Annotated in this window: 17 protein-coding genes and 3 tRNA genes; 16 read left to right on the top strand and 4 right to left on the bottom strand. The window is 61.0% G+C overall.

The window, feature by feature from the left end:
• The first annotated feature begins 17 nt into the window (after positions 1 to 17).
• The 7 genes from B6V73_RS00135 (at position 18) to B6V73_RS00165 (ending at position 6,698) form a co-directional block, all read left to right on the top strand.
• Positions 18 to 1,352 carry an ATP-binding protein gene (locus B6V73_RS00135; protein ID WP_088724214.1) on the top strand — a complete coding sequence of 445 codons (1,335 nt, stop codon included), beginning with the start codon at positions 18 to 20 and terminating at the stop codon, positions 1,350 to 1,352.
• Positions 1,353 to 1,562: 210 nt separating this feature from the next.
• The gene (lon, locus tag B6V73_RS00140; RefSeq protein WP_075774719.1) at positions 1,563 to 3,977 is read left to right on the top strand and encodes an endopeptidase La; all 2,415 of its coding nucleotides are present in this window, start codon (positions 1,563 to 1,565) and stop codon (positions 3,975 to 3,977) included.
• 111 nt (positions 3,978 to 4,088) lie between these two features.
• Positions 4,089 to 4,520 (top strand): HU family DNA-binding protein, encoded by a 432-nt coding sequence (locus B6V73_RS00145; protein WP_088724215.1) that lies wholly within the window; start codon positions 4,089 to 4,091, stop codon positions 4,518 to 4,520.
• A 59-nt stretch (positions 4,521 to 4,579) separates the two neighbouring features.
• Positions 4,580 to 4,654: transfer RNA gene (locus B6V73_RS00150), tRNA-Val, on the top strand.
• A gap of 135 nt (positions 4,655 to 4,789) precedes the next feature.
• Complete coding sequence (locus B6V73_RS00155; RefSeq protein WP_168174837.1) at positions 4,790 to 5,503, top strand: dimethylsulfonioproprionate lyase family protein; 714 nt, start codon at positions 4,790 to 4,792, stop codon at positions 5,501 to 5,503.
• A gap of 42 nt (positions 5,504 to 5,545) precedes the next feature.
• Positions 5,546 to 5,621, top strand: a tRNA-Val gene (locus tag B6V73_RS00160).
• A gap of 135 nt (positions 5,622 to 5,756) precedes the next feature.
• On the top strand, positions 5,757 to 6,698 hold the full coding sequence (locus tag B6V73_RS00165) for a pirin family protein (RefSeq protein ID WP_088724216.1): 942 nt from the start codon (positions 5,757 to 5,759) through the stop codon (positions 6,696 to 6,698).
• A gap of 145 nt (positions 6,699 to 6,843) precedes the next feature.
• Here the strand turns inward: B6V73_RS00165 and B6V73_RS00170 are convergent, their stop codons facing one another.
• Positions 6,844 to 7,197, bottom strand: a complete 354-nt coding sequence (locus B6V73_RS00170) for a hypothetical protein (protein ID WP_088724217.1) — start codon at positions 7,195 to 7,197, stop codon at positions 6,844 to 6,846.
• An 80-nt stretch (positions 7,198 to 7,277) separates the two neighbouring features.
• Positions 7,278 to 8,675: a plasmid recombination protein gene (locus tag B6V73_RS00175; RefSeq protein WP_168174838.1), complete on the bottom strand. Its 1,398-nt coding sequence runs from the start codon at positions 8,673 to 8,675 to the stop codon at positions 7,278 to 7,280.
• Positions 8,676 to 8,987: 312 nt separating this feature from the next.
• Here B6V73_RS00175 and B6V73_RS00180 point away from each other — a divergent pair, with 312 nt between their 5' ends.
• Complete coding sequence (locus B6V73_RS00180) at positions 8,988 to 10,553, top strand: alpha/beta hydrolase (RefSeq protein WP_088724219.1); 1,566 nt, start codon at positions 8,988 to 8,990, stop codon at positions 10,551 to 10,553.
• A gap of 56 nt (positions 10,554 to 10,609) precedes the next feature.
• Here the strand turns inward: B6V73_RS00180 and B6V73_RS00185 are convergent, their stop codons facing one another.
• Positions 10,610 to 11,536, bottom strand: a complete 927-nt coding sequence (locus B6V73_RS00185; RefSeq protein WP_075773990.1) for a DUF2971 domain-containing protein — start codon at positions 11,534 to 11,536, stop codon at positions 10,610 to 10,612.
• Between the two features lie 638 nt (positions 11,537 to 12,174).
• Here B6V73_RS00185 and B6V73_RS00190 point away from each other — a divergent pair.
• The 8 genes from B6V73_RS00190 (at position 12,175) to B6V73_RS00225 (ending at position 18,144) form a co-directional block, all read left to right on the top strand.
• Complete coding sequence (locus tag B6V73_RS00190; RefSeq protein WP_088724220.1) at positions 12,175 to 12,720, top strand: type II toxin-antitoxin system PemK/MazF family toxin; 546 nt, start codon at positions 12,175 to 12,177, stop codon at positions 12,718 to 12,720.
• Between the two features lie 71 nt (positions 12,721 to 12,791).
• Positions 12,792 to 13,199 (top strand): hypothetical protein, encoded by a 408-nt coding sequence (locus B6V73_RS00195; RefSeq protein ID WP_088724221.1) that lies wholly within the window; start codon positions 12,792 to 12,794, stop codon positions 13,197 to 13,199.
• Positions 13,200 to 13,394: 195 nt separating this feature from the next.
• The gene (locus tag B6V73_RS00200) at positions 13,395 to 13,574 is read left to right on the top strand and encodes a hypothetical protein (protein WP_088724222.1); all 180 of its coding nucleotides are present in this window, start codon (positions 13,395 to 13,397) and stop codon (positions 13,572 to 13,574) included.
• Positions 13,571 to 15,142, top strand: a complete 1,572-nt coding sequence (locus B6V73_RS00205) for a recombinase family protein (protein ID WP_088724223.1) — start codon at positions 13,571 to 13,573, stop codon at positions 15,140 to 15,142. Before B6V73_RS00200 ends, B6V73_RS00205 begins: the two co-directional genes overlap by 4 nt.
• An 84-nt stretch (positions 15,143 to 15,226) precedes the next feature.
• Positions 15,227 to 16,153 carry a hypothetical protein gene (locus tag B6V73_RS00210; protein ID WP_143597847.1) on the top strand — a complete coding sequence of 309 codons (927 nt, stop codon included), beginning with the start codon at positions 15,227 to 15,229 and terminating at the stop codon, positions 16,151 to 16,153.
• A 308-nt stretch (positions 16,154 to 16,461) separates the two neighbouring features.
• Positions 16,462 to 16,538: transfer RNA gene (locus tag B6V73_RS00215), tRNA-Asp, on the top strand.
• Between the two features lie 83 nt (positions 16,539 to 16,621).
• Positions 16,622 to 16,879, top strand: a complete 258-nt coding sequence (locus B6V73_RS00220) for an RND transporter (RefSeq protein WP_088718736.1) — start codon at positions 16,622 to 16,624, stop codon at positions 16,877 to 16,879.
• Positions 16,879 to 18,144: a glutamate-5-semialdehyde dehydrogenase gene (locus B6V73_RS00225; protein ID WP_088724225.1), complete on the top strand. Its 1,266-nt coding sequence runs from the start codon at positions 16,879 to 16,881 to the stop codon at positions 18,142 to 18,144. The genes B6V73_RS00220 and B6V73_RS00225 overlap by 1 nt, the downstream gene beginning before the upstream one ends.
• A 40-nt stretch (positions 18,145 to 18,184) precedes the next feature.
• Here the strand turns inward: B6V73_RS00225 and B6V73_RS00230 are convergent, their stop codons facing one another.
• On the bottom strand, positions 18,185 to 18,799 hold the full coding sequence (locus B6V73_RS00230; RefSeq protein ID WP_088724226.1) for a histidine phosphotransferase family protein: 615 nt from the start codon (positions 18,797 to 18,799) through the stop codon (positions 18,185 to 18,187).
• Positions 18,800 to 18,805: the final 6 nt, after the last annotated feature.

The following is an 18,805-nucleotide window of genomic DNA, read 5'->3' on the forward strand; positions in this document are numbered from 1 at the left end:
ATCGCTAGGGTTCTGGCATGAATTTTCGCTGGCTGAAACAGATGATGCCGCGCGGGCTTTATGGGCGGGCCGCGTTGATCCTGATTCTGCCGGTGGTGACGATCCAGCTGGTGGTATCCGTCGTCTTCATCCAGCGCCATTTCGAACGTGTCACGCAGCAGATGACCGAAGGGATGGTGCGCGAGATCGCGCTGCTCGATCAGGTCGCGACCAATGCGCCGACGGCCGAGGTTGCGCGCGAACGGCTCGACGTGCTCGACAAGACACTGAACTTCACCTCGCAATTCCCGGCGCCGACGGATCTTGCGTCGCAGCGGGGCGATACGCGCAACTTCTTCGATCTCACCGGGATCGTGGTGATCTCGACCCTGCGCACCAATCTGTCGCAGATTCGCTCGATCGTTCTCGACAACACCACCAACTCCGTGCGGGTGGTGCAGGAGACGCCGAACGGGCCGCTGGCGGTGACCTTCGCGCGCAGCCGGGTATCGGCGTCGAATCCCCACCAATTGCTCGTTCTGATGGTCTTTGTTTCCATTCTGATGACGCTGATCGCCTATATCTTCCTGCGCAATCAGCTGCGCCCGATCCGCAGGCTGAGCCATGCGGCGGAGGAATTCGGCAAGGGGCGCAACCTGAATTACCGCGTCTCGGGGGCGACGGAGGTGCGCGCCGCGGGCCGCGCCTTTCTCGACATGCGCAACCGGATCGAGCGGCAGATCGAGCAGCGCACGCTGATGCTCTCGGGTGTCAGCCACGATCTGCGCACACCGCTCACGCGTCTGCGGCTCGGGCTGTCGATGATGGAGGAGACGGACGAGGTCCGCGCAATGGAGCGCGACGTCGACGAGATGGGTCGCCTTGTCGATGCCTTCCTCGATTTTTCGCGCGACGGCGCCTCGCATGGCGAGCCGGAGATGCTGCCGATCTGCGGCTTCGTCGAAGGCGTGGTGGAAGACATGCGGCGGATGGGCCGCGACGTGACGCTCGTCGATTGCGACACGGAGGAGGAGGCGACTTTCCGTCCCGATGCGCTCAAACGCGCGCTGGCAAACCTGATCGGCAATGCGGTCCGCTACGGCACCCGCGCCGAGATTAGCGTCTCGATCGCGCGCACGGGATGGCGAATCGCGGTGCATGACGACGGCCCTGGCATCCCGCCCGAACGCCGCGAAGAGGCGATCCTGCCCTTCACGCGGCTCGATCCGGCGCGCAATCAGGATCGCGGGCAGGGGGTGGGCCTTGGCCTCTCGATCACCGCTGACATCCTGCGGCGCCATGGCGGGTCGCTGAAACTCGGGCGATCCGAACGGCTTGGCGGCTTGATGGCCGAGATGATCCTGCCGCGGTGAGCGGCTACACGTTCGATCACGCGCGCGCACGAACCGCTCACGGCAGCGAGATCGCCTCTTGCGGCCTGTCCCGGGGCCACGCATTGTGACGGATGAGTGACATGGCCTAGTTGAATGGACGCTTCGCGGCTCCTAGATATTGGGTCGAACAGGGGAGGGACGTGGTCGCCGAAAACGGGGCCGGACCCTCCTGCCAAGAGAGGAACGCCGATGACCGAATTTAGCTCTGTCACCCATCCGGTCCTGCCGTTGCGCGATATCGTGGTTTTCCCCCACATGATCGTGCCGCTCTTCGTCGGGCGCGAGAAATCCGTGCGCGCACTCGAAGAGGTGATGGCGGATGACCGTCAGATCTTGCTCGCGAGCCAGATCGACCCGTCGCAAGACGACCCCGACACAGACGGGATTTTCCGCGTTGGCGTGCTCGCCAACGTGCTGCAACTGCTGAAACTGCCCGATGGCACCGTGAAGGTTCTGGTCGAGGGCAAGAGCCGCGTGCGCATCAGCGAGTTCGTCGAGAATGACGACTACTTTGAAGCGAATGCCGAGCCGCTGATCGAAACCGAGGGCGATGTGGAGACGATCCGCGCGCTGCTGCGTTCGGTCGCCGAGGAATTCGAGCGCTACGCGAAGATCAAGAAGAACATCCCCGAAGAGGCGCTCTCGGCCGTGGCCGACGCGACCGAAGCGGACAAGCTGGCCGATCTCGTCTCGGGCCATCTGGGGCTGGAAGTGGCCCAGAAGCAGGAGCTTCTGGAAACGCTCGACGTCTCCGAGCGGCTGGAGCGGGTCTACGGGCTCATGCAGGGTGAGGTCTCGGTTCTCCAGGTGGAGAAAAAGATCAAGTCCCGTGTGAAAACGCAGATGGAGAAGACCCAGCGCGAGTACTACCTGAATGAGCAGATGAAGGCCATTCAGAAGGAACTCGGCGATGGCGAAGACGGCCAGAACGAGATCCTCGAGCTGGAAGAGCGCATCGAGAACACGAAGCTTTCCAAAGAGGCCAAGGAAAAGGCCGAGGCCGAGCTGAAGAAGCTCAAGTCGATGTCGCCGATGTCGGCGGAAGCCACCGTCGTGCGCAACTATCTCGACTGGATGCTGTCGATCCCGTGGGGCACCAAATCCCGCGTGAAGAAAGACCTCAGCAAGGCGGAGGCCGTGCTTGATGCCGATCACTACGGGCTCGAGAAGGTCAAGGAACGCATCGTTGAGTATCTTGCGGTGCAGGCGCGCTCGGCCAAGCTGAAAGGCCCGATCATGTGCCTCGTGGGTCCCCCCGGCGTGGGTAAGACCTCGCTCGGCCGGTCTGTCGCCAAGGCAACGGGGCGCGAATTCATCCGCATCTCGCTCGGCGGCGTGCGCGACGAATCCGAGATCCGCGGCCACCGTCGGACCTATATCGGCTCGATGCCCGGCAAGATCATTCAGGCGCTGAAGAAGGCGAAAACCACGAACCCGCTGATCCTGCTCGACGAGATCGACAAGATGGGTCAGGACTTCCGTGGCGACCCGGCTTCGGCCATGCTTGAAGTGCTCGACCCCGAGCAGAATGCGACCTTCGTGGACCACTATCTCGAAGTGGAATACGACCTCTCGAACGTGATGTTCCTGACGACGGCGAACTCCTACAACATGCCGGGCCCGCTTCTGGACCGGATGGAGATCATCCCGCTCGCCGGCTACACCGAGGACGAGAAGGCCGAGATCGCCAAGCAGCACCTGATCCCGAAGCAGATCAAGGGTCACGGGCTCAAGAAGAACGAGTTCGAACTGACCGATGGCGCGCTGACCGACGTGATCCGCTACTACACCCGCGAGGCGGGCGTGCGGAACCTCGAGCGCGATATCGCGAAGCTCGCCCGGAAAGCGGTGACCGAGATCATCAAGTCGAAGGGTCAGATCAAGCACATCACCGTCGATGAGGCGAAGGTGGGCGAATATCTGGGCGTCAAGAAGCACCGCTACGGTCTGGCCGAGAAGGAAGATCAGGTGGGCGTCGTGACTGGCCTCGCCTGGACCTCCGTGGGCGGCGACTTGCTGCAGATCGAAGCTCTGCGCCTGCCGGGTAAAGGCCGGATGAAGACCACCGGTAAGCTGGGCGACGTGATGAAGGAATCGATCGACGCGGCATCCAGTTACGTCCGCTCGGTCGCGCCGCAATTCGGCATCAAGCCGCCGCGCTTCGAGAAGTGGGACATCCACGTCCACGTGCCGGATGGCGCGACGCCGAAAGACGGGCCCTCTGCGGGTCTGGCGATGGTGACCTCCATCGTCTCGGTGTTGACCGGAATCCCGGTGCGCAAGGATATCGCCATGACTGGCGAGGTCAGCTTGCGTGGCAACGCGATGCCGATCGGTGGCTTGAAAGAGAAACTGCTCGCGGCACTGCGTGGTGGGATCAAGACGGTGTTCATCCCCGAGGAGAATGAAAAAGACCTCGCGGATATCCCCGACAACGTGAAGGAAGGGCTGGAGATCGTTCCGGTCACTCACGTTCGCGAAGTCCTCGCCCGCGCGCTGGTGCGTCAGCCCGAGCCGGTCGATTGGGACGAAGAGGCCGAAGAGGCGGCTGCCGCCGCCGCAGCCGCGGCCAAATCGGACGCACAGGGCGCAACCGCGCACTGATCGCCTTCGAATTGAAATCGAGAACGCCCGTCGCATGTCGCGGCGGGCGTTTTTGCATTTGAACAGGTTTGCCCTTAACCTCTTCGTATTACGATCAAAAAAGGAGCCGCCATGGCCAAGAGCCAGAAGCCGAAATCGACCCGCAAGCCCCCCGTCGCGACGCCCGCGACACCTCCGGCCTCCGCCGCGACGCTCACGCCGGCAGCTCCTGATCCGGGGGCCGAGGCGAAGGCGCTCGTGCGCAAGCGAAGCTTCGTGGATCGGGTGATGGTCGAGGCTGGCGTGAAGCGCGGCGAGGCGAAAGCAATGTCGGAGGCCGTGCTGAAAGTTCTGGGCGAGGCGCTCTCGGAAGGCGAGGAACTCAGCATCCCGCCGCTCGGCAAGCTGAAGATCAACCGCCAGTTCGAGAAGAACGGCGACGAGATCCTGGTGGTCAAGCTGCGCCGCCCTTCGGGCATGCTCGAGGCCGTCGCGGCAGAGGCGGATGGCGCCGCGCAGGCCGAGGACGACGCCTTGGAAAGCGAGCTCGAAAACCGGGGCTGAGATTTCGTCGAAAACCCTCTTGCGGAGCCAGAAGCGGGGCGCTAAAAGCCCGCCACGGAGGGCGATTAGCTCAGCGGTAGAGCGCATCGTTCACATCGATGATGTCGGGGGTTCAAATCCCTCATCGCCCACCATTTTCCTACGAAGGCGCGTCTTGAACAGACGCGCCTTCGTCGTTTTCCGGTTAGTTTTCTGCGGCCCGCGGCGTCAGATTATGGGCCAGACAGCACGCCAGAGAAGCGCCCGAGGCGCGATACGCGGAGGATGCGATGACCGACACGATGCCGATGAACGAAACGACCCACGACGAGGGGCTGCGCGTCTCCGATTGTCCGGACTGGCTCTATCTGCTGCGGGAATTCGACACGCTCTACCGTCATGGCTCGGCGGGCGGCAGTCGCCTCATCCGCAGCCACCGCAAACGGGTGCGAGACACGCTCTCGCAGATCATCGACACCAATCCCCCGGTGACGCCGCGCCAGCCGCAGCCGAAACCGGTGACCGCGCATCTGTCGCGGGCACTCGATCTGGGCGAGCGCGGTGCGGTGGCGGGCATGGCGCGGGCGCTGTCGCGTGTCGCGAGCCAGCTGACATGGGAATATGGCTACGAGAAAGTGCCGAAGGCGCTGGCACGCAAATATGCCTATTGCGAGGTGCTGGGCCCGCGCGGTCCGGTGGCTTCGGATCGGCTGGTGCTGGGATTCGTCCTGTTCGCGCCGCGCACGACCTATCCGCAGCACAGCCATAAGGAGATCGAGGAAAGCTATATCTCGGTCGCGGGCCCGTGGTCGGAAAATGACACTGCGGTGCATGCGCCGGGGTCGCTGATCCTGAACCGACCCGATCACGAACACCGCATCACCACGGCCGATCTCGATCCCTGCCTGCTCGCCTATGCCTGGGTCGGGCCGGAGGCGCGGCTGTCCGCGCCGGGGATGAAACTCTCCTCGACCCGCAAGGCGCGGATGCGCGAAGGCATCTGAGCCCTTGATCCCCGCGCAAGGCGGAGCTAGAGGAGGGGTCGGGGGCGGTTAGCTCAGTTGGTAGAGCGTCTCGTTTACACCGAGAATGTCGGGGGTTCGAGTCCCTCACCGCCCACCATTCCCCATGAATAGTACGGATATCAACGGCTTGCGTGTCGTTGCGCGACCGCGCTCAGACTCTGTTCGCGCATGGCTCTATGATATGCGCGCCGCGATGCTACCTTTCCCTCAACCACAGGAAAGGAGCGCTCCGATGAGTTGGAACCCCGCCCTCGACCCCGAAATTCCGATCGGCGATGCCGTCGACGCCATTGAAACCGTTATCGCGCCCCGAGCGCGCGACCTTGGTGGATTCGAGGTGCGCCGCGCCTTGCCCTCGGCTGCACGCCAGATGATCGGCCCGTTCATCTTCTTCGACCAGATCGGCCCGGTGGAGTTCCTCTCCGGCCAGCGGGGCATCGACATTCGCCCGCACCCGCATATCGGGCTCGCGACTGTGACCTACCTGCTGCAAGGCCGCCTGCATCACCGCGATTCGCTGGGCACCGATCAATGGATCACGCCGGGCGCGGTGAACTGGATGAGTGCGGGCTACGGCATCACCCATTCCGAGCGCACTGACGGCAAGGTCCGCGACAGCGGCCAGCATCTCGCGGGTATCCAGACATGGGTTGCGCTGCCCGAGGATCAGGAAGAGGGGCAGGCGGCGTTCAAGCATGTCGGCGCCGAAGCGCTTCCCGAATTGCAGGCCGAGGGCAAGACCGTGCGGCTGGTGCTGGGCGATGCCTGGGGCGCGCATGCACCGATCGATCTGCCCTCCGAGATGTTCTACGCCGATGCGAAGCTCGATCCGGGCGCGCAGATCCCGCTGCCTGACAATCACGAGGATCGCGGGGTTTATGTGCTGCAGGGCTCCGTCACCGTCGCGGGCGAAACCTACGAGGAAGGTCGGATGCTCGTTTTCCGCCCCGGCGACCGGGTGTCGCTCAAGGCGGGCGGGCAGGGCGCCCGGCTGATCGTTCTGGGCGGCGCGACCATGGGCGGTCCGCGTTATATCTGGTGGAATTTCGTGGCCTCCTCGCGCGACAAGATCGACGCGGCCAAAGAGGCATGGCGCGCGGGCGACTGGGCGCATGGCCGCTTCCAACTGCCGCCCGCGGATGATGCGGAGTTCATTCCCGCGCCGGAACGTTGATTGCATCCGCCGAGAAAGGGGGCGCTGCCCGACCGTTATTTGTCGCGCAGGCATCACCTGCAATTTGATTGATGAAAAGCCCGCCAGAGCACTGGCGGGCTTTGCTTTCATCTGCGGGGGGCAGAGGCGTTGGACGAAACTCGGATTAACTCTCGCTCTTTTCGGTCGCCGTCGGCTGGGGCCTTTCCTCGGTCTTCGCCTCAACGCTCACGCGCGCAACGGAAGCCGGGGATTCCGGCTCGGGAGGCAGGCTGGCGAGGTAGTCCGCGATCCGCTTGCTGTCAGCGACGCTGGACGCATCGGAAAGCGTCTCGAGGAAGGTTTCGACCTCGCTCCGCGGAGCCTTGTCGAGCCATTTGCCGAACGCGTCGAGGACATAGCGCCGCCGACGCAGCTGCGCCTTGTGTTCCTTCTCGGCGACCTTCGTGATCTTGTCCTGGATGCGGCAGTATTCGTTGAAGATCGCGTCGCGTTTCGACTGGGGGATTTGAACCGTCATAGGGTATTCCTTTCGTTAATAGGTCCGGTTGGACCCTTTAGGTGGGGCCTCTCCGGGATAGTGAAAACAGAATTTTTTGCTCATCGTTCGTCATCCTTTTCGGGCCTCTGATCACCCCTCCGAACGGCTCGCATCGCACGCTCCAGCTCGGCTCCAGGCTTTGTGGTCTCGGCGACGAAGCGCTTCCTGAGAGCTTCCGGCAGCGCACCGACAATCTTGTGGCGGAGCGCATGAAGCGCAGTCTCAGCGCGCGTGACCGCATTCATGCGCGTCTCGACTTCCGCCTCTGCGCGGCGGGTCGCGGTTTGCCGGAAGGCGCCGTAGGCCCGCTCCAAATGACGGATCAGCTTGCGTGCTGCGGGCGCGGGATTGGCGAGCACGCGTTCCAGACCTTTCCGGGTCTCGGGAGCAATTTGATCGTCGCGCCGGATTGCGAGCCGCCCGTTCTCTCCGGGCCGCAGGTGCCCTTGTGCGGCCTGCTCAGCGATCTGAAGCACCTCGTCCGCCGCCTGCGTGCGCATTTGAGCCTGTTCAGACGCGGTGCGCGCCTCATGTGTCTTTCGATCGGCTTCACGCTTCGCGCGCGCAGCTTCATCCCGCTCTGCCTGTGCCGATTTTTGTTCGGCCTTGAGCTTGCGGGCTTCACTCGCCAGTCGCAGCTCTTCGTCGGCCCGCCAGATGTGAGCGGGGATGTGCCTGCGCTTCTTCGGAATCTCGACGCTTGGGTCTGTCTTACGGGCCTCCTTGGCCTTGCGGCGCGCCTCTGCGCGTCGCTCGCCTCGGGTGAGGCCCAGCTCAGCGAAGAAGGCTCCGACGTCGTCTTGCGCCTTCTCATAGTCCTTGAGAAGCGGGTGCGCGGAGGGCTGGAGCAGTCGCTGGCGCCCGCTGCGCTTTGAGTGTTTCTCGTGCCATGGGGCGATAATGCCGTGGATGTGAAAGGTCGTCTCGTCACGGTCGGCGCGCGCATGGACCAGCATGTCGCCGAAGCGGCTCTTTAGCCATTCGAGCGCGCGCGCTTCGAACTGGCGTTCTCGCGCCTCTTGCTCGCGGATGTCGAAGAGCTTGGCACTGTCGCTCGTCTCTTCGAACCACTCCTTGTTGGCGGTGATGATGAACTCGCGCAGAGGGCCACCTTTCGACGCACGCCACGGATCGCGAGGGCCTTCGATAAGGCGTTTCTGCGCTTCGTTGGAGCCGCGTGTGCGCTGCAGACCCTCGACCTCTTGATTGAGGTTTTGCAGGCGGGCGAGTTCGATGTCAGCCTTCAGGGATTCGAGCCAGTCCTCTTCGCCGTGGAGGTGGCGATTGAGTGGAGTGCGTTCGTGATCGACATGGTCCATGTCGCGTTGCTTGCGTCGGAGATGCAGGTCGTAGCGGTGGAGCTGATGCGGGAACATCTCCTCGAAGCGGAGCGCGATCGGGTGGGCGCCGGCCGCTTCGGCGACGTTGAGCGTTTCGAACGGGTAGTGGATGGACATTTTGGATTCCTGACTGGTGATCATCAGGAGATCGCGCTGCGCACGTGAACCCAAAATTTGTAGTGACGAAGTAGAAAGAAATGAGGCGGCAATCTACGCCCAAACGCGCGACTTCGAATTCATCGGCGCCGAATCCTCAGAGAATCAGGTTTTTCAGGGGGGTATACGCGTGCGTGTTGGGTTGTGAAGCTTCGATTTCTTGAATCTTGCCTCATGGAAGAACCTGTGTGTAATCTTCGACAACTGAGGGGTTAAAACCCTAATGGGCTTAGGTCGGATTTAATGGAAAATCTTTTCTTTTTGGGGTAGCAAATGACCGCGGGACAACACGCTGAGTGGCTCAGGGAGGGGGTTCAAAGCTGGAATCGCCGTCGAAAAAAGGTGAGCTTCTCGCCGGATTTGCGGGGTGTAAATTTTTTCGATTTTCTACCGCCTGATTTTCGTGACTCGCCAAAAACTTCGAGATACTTTGAAAGGATTGATCTTTCAGACGCTGATCTTTCTGGCGCGAACCTCTCCCATCTTAATTTTTCTCACGGTAAATTTTCGGGCGCCAATCTGTCGAACTCTGATATGTCTTTGTCGAACTTTAATGGTGCGAATTTTAAGGACGCGAATTTATCTAAAGCAAATGCGCAAATGTCACAGTTTGTCGGATCGATTTTTGAAAACACTAACCTTCGAGATGCCGACCTTCATGGGGCAAGTATTATAGATTCCACTTTTATTGGAACCGTGCTTACTGCATCTCAGAGGCGTAACTTAGAGGCTTGGTCTGAAATTAATCCGAAGGATGAGTTGCTCGATTCCCCCGTTATGAGAAAGATTTCAGATGGCGCGATGAAAATTGAAGGCGCAGGAGGACTTTTTTCTAGAGGCCAGGCGGTGGAAGTTAAGACGCCTAAGATTCGCTATGATGTCTTCTTTGGAACCAATAGAGACAAGATTGTTCAAAGGGGGGAGATAGTTGATTATGGAGACGCTAATGCTGAACAACTAAGCTATGGTGTGTGCGAGGTGATTGTTCCAGAAGGCCATAGAATAGGCTCGCTGGGTTCGCCACTTTGGAAGAGGTTAATGAATCGGCATGATGATCGTCTTAGTGTTCATCGTTTAATTTCTCTAGATAGCGAGCTCTTCGGTAAATATATCAGAGATTCAGCTCGCCGCATGAAGAGAAAGGAGTGCCCAACCATATTTGTCCATGGCTTCAATACTACGTTCAAAGATGCGGTGTTAAGAGCGGCTCAGATTGGGTATGATCTTGGAGTGGGGCAAGGGATTGGACTTTTCAGCTGGCCGTCGAAAGGAAAGATTTACAAATACACTTCTGATGAGGCGGCCGTAGAGGTTAGTAAGTATTTACTCGCAGAATTTATAAAGAAGTTTATTTCCGACCAAGAGGGGAGAAGGGTTAATATAATTGCGCACAGCATGGGTTGCAGGTGCGCAATTGGTGCGCTTGAAGTTCTTGCGAAAGGGAATACGAATACTTTGAAAAGGATCAATCAGGTTATTTTGGCGGCTGCTGACATCGATGCTGGCATTATGCCTCATCAAGGCGTGGATGTAATAAAACATTGCAGGCGCGTCACCTCTTACGTCTCTGACTTGGATGCTGCGTTGAAAGTTTCGGGTTGGCTTCATAGCTTTCCTCGGGTCGGGATAACACCCCCAACCTTCGTCTTGAGTGGCATGGATACAGTGCTCGTTAACGATCTTGATCTCGGAAACTTCTCGCATGCCTACGTCGGAAGCAGTCGCACGATCCTAAGTGATATTTTTGCCCTATTGAAGAGCAATGCAGAACCCGTGGACCGGCACGCAATTGAACGCGTTTCCGATAATTTTGGAAATTATTGGAGAATGAAGTCTTGAGTGGTTTATTTTGTGTTAATCTTTTTCTTCCTCTTGATGCGCAACTTTTTTAATTTTCAATCAAAGTGCTCATAGACGGACAGAGCGCGGCGAGGAAAATGTGCATTAAGTTCGTCCACATCGACTCTAGTTTTCTTCAGCGTAAATTTGTCCTTGACTTCATGCATCTCATAAAATTTTATCGGCCTTTCGCGCTCTGAAAGCGCTTGAACTATTGCAAACTTGACAGCCACATTACAACGTATTCCAAATATAACCTCTTCTAGTTCGAGGGGGGAGTCACGCACTCCGCGTTCTCCGACGAGTCGCCACTCACGCTCGTAACGCCAGCTCGCAGCTTTACGCAACAAGACCGCTTCGTCGACACGGCGCCGGGCTTTGGCGTCATGATCCATTGTGGCAACATCACTTGCGCGGACCATTCGGCTTCCACCATATTGAACTTTATGCAGATCTGCTCTTTTATTGGTGGGAATTGAATATGCAGCACATATTCCGTTGTGTTGGTCGCCATAGTGACTCCACATAAGTGGGCAGGTCGAGCGAGACCCGAAGGAGACAATTCCTCGATCATATCGGAGTAATAGCTCTTTCTCGATGTAATGCTGCAATAGTGAACTCAGGGGATCTTCCACCAAAGCGCTAGGATCCGTTGCTAAGTAGCGAATCTCATCCAATAGCTGCGATGCTGTTTTTTGGACTTGCCTGTTTATGTGCTCTAAGGTCCGGATCCCTCGATATCTGAGAGATTTCGCCGCAGCTTCCATCTCTGCTGTGGCGCGCTGCTGTCGCATTCGAGTTAAAATTTGCTCTAATTGATCATTTGTGACATCCGCCTCAAGTGACGGGCGACAATCCAATGGGTCGTTGAAATCCGCGGGGTCGGAGAAATATAGTTCATCTCGGACGAGCATATCGAGCAAGCGAGGACTGAATGCTCTATATTTATATAGGCGTTTAGGGAGTTTTATGGTCTCTGTCATCTAAATCTATTCTGGCGTGAAAGTTTCATGAATGCCCTCCGGCACTGAGAAATCGGATTTCAGTCGTGTCGCTGATGAATCAGACGTCCACTGAAAGTATCTTGATTGAGCTCCGTGTCTCGGAACACCGTAGTGAAGCTTGTTGCGCCTTACTAGTCTGCCACGCCATTACTCACTAAGCATCTGACATTCCGGGCCGTTGGCCCTCCCTGTCAGAAGCCGTTCGCCGGGGCGCTGCCCCGGACCCCGCGCCTTCCGCGGGACCGAAGGGCGGTCGCTCGCCGCGCCCCCTCCGGCCTCCCCCTGGCGTCCTCCGACGGACCATAGGGACGCTCGCCACCCCCTCTGGACTACCCCGGCCGCCTTCCGCGGGACCAGAGGGTCGTCGTTCTGCACTCCCCCTCTGGACACCCCCTGCGCCCGGGGGAGGCCGCTTGGGCGCGCCTCCCCCGAACCCCCTCCAGCATTGTGCCTCCTCTCGACTGGCCGCGGGCCAGGGCCCGAGCGGTTTCGCGTGAATGGCCGCCGAGGCGTCCGGGTTTCTGTCGCGCGGTCGATATGACGCGCGACCGAAACCCGGACACCCCGCAGGCGCCGGAGCGGGAGCGTGTCGATCTTTTCCCAAAATGGAGAACCCCATGTTCGACAACGTTCCCTCGACCGTCGAGACGACGACACAGGCGTGGTCCGAGACCTTGCGCTCCGGCGACATCGTCTCGTTCCGCTTCCCTACGGACGAAGGCAAGACCGGCCCTGAACCGAAGGCCCGTCCTTGTCTCGTTCTCGCGTCCGCCCTGATCTCTGGGCAGCGCTGGCTCACCATCGCCTACGGCACCTCCGTCACCGAAAAGGTTCGCAAGGGCTATGCGATCCCGCTCGGCTCGCACGATGCGCGCGTGGCCGGGCTTGAGCGAGCGACTGCGTTTCGCGGCGATCGCATCGTGATCGTGCGCCCCAACAATCGCGCCTTCGCTGTCAGTCCGACCCTGCGCACGCCTGTGCTTGGCCGTCTGACCGGGCGTCCGCTGGAGCGGATGCACGCGATCCGGGCGAGACTTCAGGCCGAGGCCGACATCGCTGCCGAGGCGCGCGCCGAGCGCCGCCGCGCGCGCGTCGATGACCGCAAATCGGTGATCGAAGCCCGGGCCCGGGCCGCGGCGCGGGCGGTCATCACCGGCACCTGACGCTGACGCCTTTCGGCAGCGTCAGTTCGCCGGCGCTGCCGCCTTTCCCAATCGCAACAGGAGTTATAACCATGCTCGTTCCCAACATGATCCCGAGCGGCAACACCCATCGGATCATCCTGTCCTCGCCCGAACAGAAAACGCCGGACATCGACCGGATCCAGGACATCGCCGCCGATGCGACCGGCGCCCTGCGCCTTGCCCTGCAATCAGCTTCCGACCTCTCCCAAGGCATCGCCGAGGATATCCGCACGGAGCTCACCGCGCTCGAGCGTAGGCTGGAGCGACGCGACACGATCGGCGATGGGGCTCGCGCCGAAATCGCGCTCTGCATCGAGCGGCTCGGGGTGTTCCTTCCCGACGACACGGTCGAGGTGTTTCGCGACGAACTGAGGGTGGCGCTGAACCACTCGGAGCGCGTCGCCGATTTGATAGCGGCGGATCAAGAAGTCCGCCGTCTTCGGTGGCTCGGAAAGTAAGCTAGCCACCCAACTTGGGGCGCGGGTCCGAACGGGATCTGCGCCCCCTTTTTTGGGGAGATCAAACCGCTCGGAAGCGACTTTCTTTCATTCAAAAGCAATGGCTTGCAAGATTTCTTCTAAAATCGATGCAGTCTCTTCTCGGCTCTTAACCATGCTTTCTGCGTCGAAAAAATCAGAGCGCAAGGAGCAGACATGCAGGCATTCACCCAAACGCTGACCGCAGCCAATGACAACCCCGGCGGCACGACCCGGATCGAGATCGCACCGACCGGGCTCATCTCGCTTCTCGGCCGCGCCGCCGCCCGGCGCTTCGCCGAGGCGTCCGCACCCGCCAACATGACCGTCGCCCCGACCGAGAGGACCGCCAAATGAAACGCGCCGCCATCTATGCCCGCTACTCGTCGAGCCTGCAGAAAGCCACCTCGATCGAGGATCAGATCGCCATGGCGCGCCGCGAATGCGAGCGCAACGGCTGGACCGTGGTCGAGATTTTTGAAGACCGCGAGAAGACCGGGCGCAATATGCGCCGTCCCGGTTTCCAGGCGATGAAGGCTGCGGTCGCACGGGGCGAGGTCGATGTCGTCGTGATCGAGGCCTTGGACCGCCTGACGCGCAAGGTCGTCGATGCTCTTTCGCAGTTCGACCTTCTCCAGTTCCAGGGCGTCGAGCTGCACTCCGTGAAAGAGGGCGAGCTGGAATTTTTTTCGGTTCTGGTCGGGGGCATCGGCGCCCAGCAGTTCTCGGAGATGATCGGCGCGCATACGCGGCGCGGCATGCAGGGGGCGGTCTCGCGCGGGCGGCTGCACACCAGCGCCTACGGGTATCGCAAGCGCGAGGCCGCTGAGGGGCTGAACCGCGAGATCGACCCGGAACAAGCCGAGGTCGTGCGCCGGATCTTTCGGGAGACTGCGGATGGCCGCTCCGCCACCGCCATTGCCAAGGCGCTGAACGCCGATCGGATTCCGGCCCCCAAGGGCGGCACCTGGGACGCCTCGTCGATCCGCGGCCGCAAGGATCGCTGCGAAGGCATCCTGAACAACCGCCTCTACGTCGGCGAGGCATCGGTTTGCCGGTTCGGCCGTCGCTATCATCCCGAGACTGGCGCCAAGGCCGTCTTCGCGACCGAAGATGATACGGTGACGGAAACCTTCGACGCGCTGCGGATCGTCTCGCAAGACCTCTGGGATCAGGTCCAAGCCGAGCTCGCGACGCGCACGCAGCGTGCGACCAGCACCGGCAATCCGCAGGCGGCGCGTCGCTCGAAGCATCTGCTGAGCGGCCTGATGGTCTGCGGTTGCTGCGGCGCGCCTTATATCAAGACGAGCAGGAACCGCTTCCAGTGTCGTGAGAACCGGAAAGGTGTTTGCGAGAACAGCCTCACGATTCGTCAAACCCGGATCGAACCGCGCGTCTTCACCGCTTTGCGCTCCAGGCTACGCAGCGCTGAACTGATCGCTGAGTTCGAAGCTGCGTTCCGGGCCGAGATGCGCATTCTGGAAGGCACCGATCTGGGGGCCTCCATCAAGGCCGCGAATGCCCAGCTCGCCAAGGTGCGCAAAGCCCGCCGCAGAATCATGAGCGCGATCGAGAACGGCGCCGACTTTGCCGACTACGGGGCGCGCGACAAGGAGCTCAAAGCAGAAGCCCAGGAGCTCGAAGACCGGATCGCGCAACTCGAGGTGCAGCAGGACAGGAAAGACGCCACGCCGCCGGACATCCCTGCGATCTTCGAGGCGGCGCTCCAGGACCTCGAAGCGCTGCTCGGCGATCCGGATCTCGTCGCTCGCGCCAACGAAGAGCTGAGGACTCTGATACGATCTATCACCCTCATACCGGACACGAAGTCCGAAGATGGCCTGGCTGCCGAGATCCAACTGGATCTCGGCAGTTTGCGTTCCAGGGTATGGGATGGGGGCGAAGCGCGGGGGCAGTCGCCTTGATCGCTCGGAATTTGCCTTCCGACGTCATATCGATGCCACGATCGCCGTCCAGCTTTGGAGTAGTTTTTGGAAGGAGATTGCCAAATGTATTTTCGGACAACTTTGATTTGTTTTGTTGCATGTATGGCGAGCCCAATCGCCGCAGAGGGCGTGCCGGACGAGGTTATCGCCACGTGTAATGCCAAGGGAGATGCGAGCGATCTGCCCGACTGTTTGAAAAACGGGGCATTGGGATACGAGATGCTCAACCTGGCGCGCTCGGAAGCGTTATATGGTCCTGCGGCCGATCCAGTAATCAACATCTGCAAGGACAAGAACGAACTCTATGAGGAAGCATACGTCTGCTTCGATAGTGCCGCCGAGAAGGCAAGTGAGACGCGAGATCTCATCGGACTTGAAAAGATCGAAGATCGCTGTGTGGCGGCGATCTCAGATGCAGACACCTATGCGAAACTCGAAAGCGCTTACAAAGCCAAACACGAGCAGATGTTCCCGGATGAAATGTTCTACGGCGGCACGATGTATCATCCCTTCACCGGCTGCCCTGTCGCAGAGGAAAACGCGTCTGCTGAGGGCCAGAACGCCAATAAGGGTAATACCGCCGACAACGGAGACAGCGACCAGAAACTGGAACTCTCGAGCGCACAATGTGCCGCCTTGAACGACTTCGAGGCCAGAGTTGGCGCGATGTCGCTGGATGAATTGAAGAGCGGCTTCGACAAAGTCGAAGCGGCAAAGGAGGAAGACCTGTCGGTTCTCCAGGACGCCTTCGGGGTTTCGTCGCAGACCACAGAACTGTTGGAGGCTCAGTCCCCTGATGAAAACCAAAAGGTGGCTACGGTGGGGCTTGCACTGGTCGCCAATGCGCATCCAGAGCTGATAGGGACGCTCATGGAAGTTGGGAAGTCTCAAGGCGCCCCTGCGGATGAAATGGGCGGAGCGCTGGCGCAGACGATGATGCTCGGCATCGCGAAGAAAATCGCGACAGGCTATCAGACCGCCTGCAACTAACGGCCGGACAGGGGGCGCTGCCCCCGTCGCCGGACGGCGACAAAACTAAAAGAAGAGGGGGCTCCGCCCCCGACCTTCGGTCTCCCCCGGGATATTTCTGCCAAGGGGAAGCAGAAAGCGCATCTCATCGGCGCGCGTGCGGGCGCGATAAATAAGGGCCGCGGACGCGCGCTGAGGAGCCGCGATTTGCTTGCCCGAACGGCAGGTGAAAATTCGTCGGATTTTTGCTCTCAGGCCGCTTGACGGGGGCAGGTCGCCCGCGTAATACCCTCCCCACGCTCGGACGGCGATCCGGGCAGATGATGCGAGCGGTTGTAGCTCAGTTGGTTAGAGTACCGGCCTGTCACGCCGGGGGTCGCGGGTTCGAGCCCCGTCAACCGCGCCACTTTCCCCCCCTTCTACGGTAAAGTTGCGTTTGTGAAACGCGCATCTGTCGCTTATATCCGGGCGAAGTTTCGGGAGGAGCGCATGCGCTGGATCAAGCAGTTTTTCGACCACATCACCCTGCTGCAAGCAGTCCTGTTCGCGGGTCTGCTGGGTCTCGCGCCATTCACCCCAGAGCCACATATTTGGGAAAAGCTGAAGATGTTGGCGGCGGGCACGCTGGTGCGTACGGTCGATTGGTTCGATCTGGTGATGCACGGGCTCCCGTGGGTCGTGCTGGCGGTGAAGCTGGCGCAATGGGTGAAAACCGGACAGACCGGGAAATCCGGTAGGGGTGCGTAATGAAAGACGACATGGACGCCAAAGGGCTGATCGAGACGATGGGCGCTGCCGCGCGGGCGGCCGCGGCGGAACTGGCCTTCGCCAGCGCCGAGGTAAAGCAGAAGGCGCTGGAAGTGGCGGCCGATGCGGTGCTCTCGCGTAAAGATGACATCATCACCGCAAATGGCGAGGACATGGCCTACGGGGCCGAGAAGGGGCTGAGCCCCGCGATGATGGATCGGCTGATGCTGGACGATGCGCGGATCGAGGCGATCGCCAAGGGATTGCGGGCGGTGGCAGCGCAACGCGATCCGGTGGGCGACACGATCGCGGAATGGGACATGCCCTCGGGGCTGCATATCAAGCGCGTGCGCACGCCGCTTGGCGTGATCGGCGTGATCTATGAATCGCGGCCCAACGTGACGGCGGACGCCGGCGCGCTGTGCCTGAAATCGGGCAATGCGGTGATCCTGCGCGGCGGCTCGGAGAGCTTCCATTCCAGCCGTGCGATCCATGCCTGCCTGCTCGAGGGGCTGCGTGCGGTGGGGCTGCCCGAGGCGGCGGTCCAGCTCGTGCCGACCCGCGACCGCGCCGCCGTGGCCGAGATGCTGCGCGCGACCGAATTCATCGACGTGATCGTGCCGCGCGGGGGCAAGGGGCTCGTCGGTCTGGTGCAGGCCGAGGCGCGTGTTCCGGTCTTCGCCCATCTCGAGGGCATCTGCCATATCTATGCCGACGGGGCAGCCGATCTGGAACAGGCGCGGGCCGTCGTGGTGAACGCCAAGACCCGGCGCACCGGGATTTGCGGCGCGATGGAGTGCCTGCTGATCGACCGCGCCTTCTGGGAGAAACATGGTGGCGTGCTGATCGAAGACCTGCTCAAAGCAGGCGTCGAGGTGCGCGGCACGGGCGATTTGCTGAAAATAGAGGGTGTCACCGAGGCAAGTGCGGAAGATTTCGGGCGCGAATTCCTCGATATGATCTGCGCGGCGAAGATCGTCGATGGCGTGGATGGCGCGATCGAACATATCCGCCGCTATGGCAGCCAGCACACTGAATCGATCCTGACAGAGAATGACGCCGCCGCCGACCGCTTCTTCGAGCGGCTCGACAGCGCGATCCTGATGCGTAACGCCTCCACCCAATTCGCCGATGGCGGCGAGTTCGGCATGGGCGCAGAGATCGGTATCGCGACCGGCAAGATGCATGCGCGCGGGCCGGTAGGCGCCGAGCAGCTCACCTCGTTCAAGTACCTGGTGACCGGGCACGGCACGGTGCGTCCCTGAGCGCACCGTACCCTCCGATTTCAGCCTGACGCGGTCGCTGTCAGAAGGCGATCGTGCCGCCTTCGGAATCGACCGACCAATCGAGTCTGCGACCCTGCCGCGCCGCCTCGCGCGGCAGGAGTGCGAATTGCACCCGCGTGGGCGTCAGGTCCAGCGGTTCCCCATCGAGCGCCGCGAAGGCCGCACGATCGGGTCGCGCTTTCTCGGCGCGCGCCGTGATCATCCAGCCGTCGCCGCAGGGCATCGCGCGGATATCGCCGCCGAAGGGCAGCGCGGTTTCGAGGCAAAGCATCGCGAGAAGCGCCAGTTTCACCTCGGCGCGCGGCGTCTCTCCCGGCGCCCGCCAATCGTAGTCCACGCGGCTCTGAGCGGAGACTTCGCCCAGCAACCCGGTGATTTCCGCTTCGCTCAACTGCTGATCGGGTCCGGCGCGTCCAAAGGCCAGCCGGAAGAACTTGACGCGCGCATTCGCCGCCGCCACGCTTTGCGAAATGAGCTCCACCTCCGGGCCGGGCGCTTCGCTTGTCATGGTGAGCAATTCTACCCCATTGCCGATGGCCCCGATCGGGCTGATAAGGTCATGGCACAGGCGCGACGCGACAAGTTCGATCAAATCAGCGTCCTCCGCACCCGCATTCGCGGTCTCGAATGGCATCAAACT

The organism is Thioclava sp. JM3, assembly GCF_002213185.1.
In the GTDB taxonomy this organism is placed as follows: Bacteria; Pseudomonadota; Alphaproteobacteria; order Rhodobacterales; family Rhodobacteraceae; genus Thioclava; species Thioclava nitratireducens.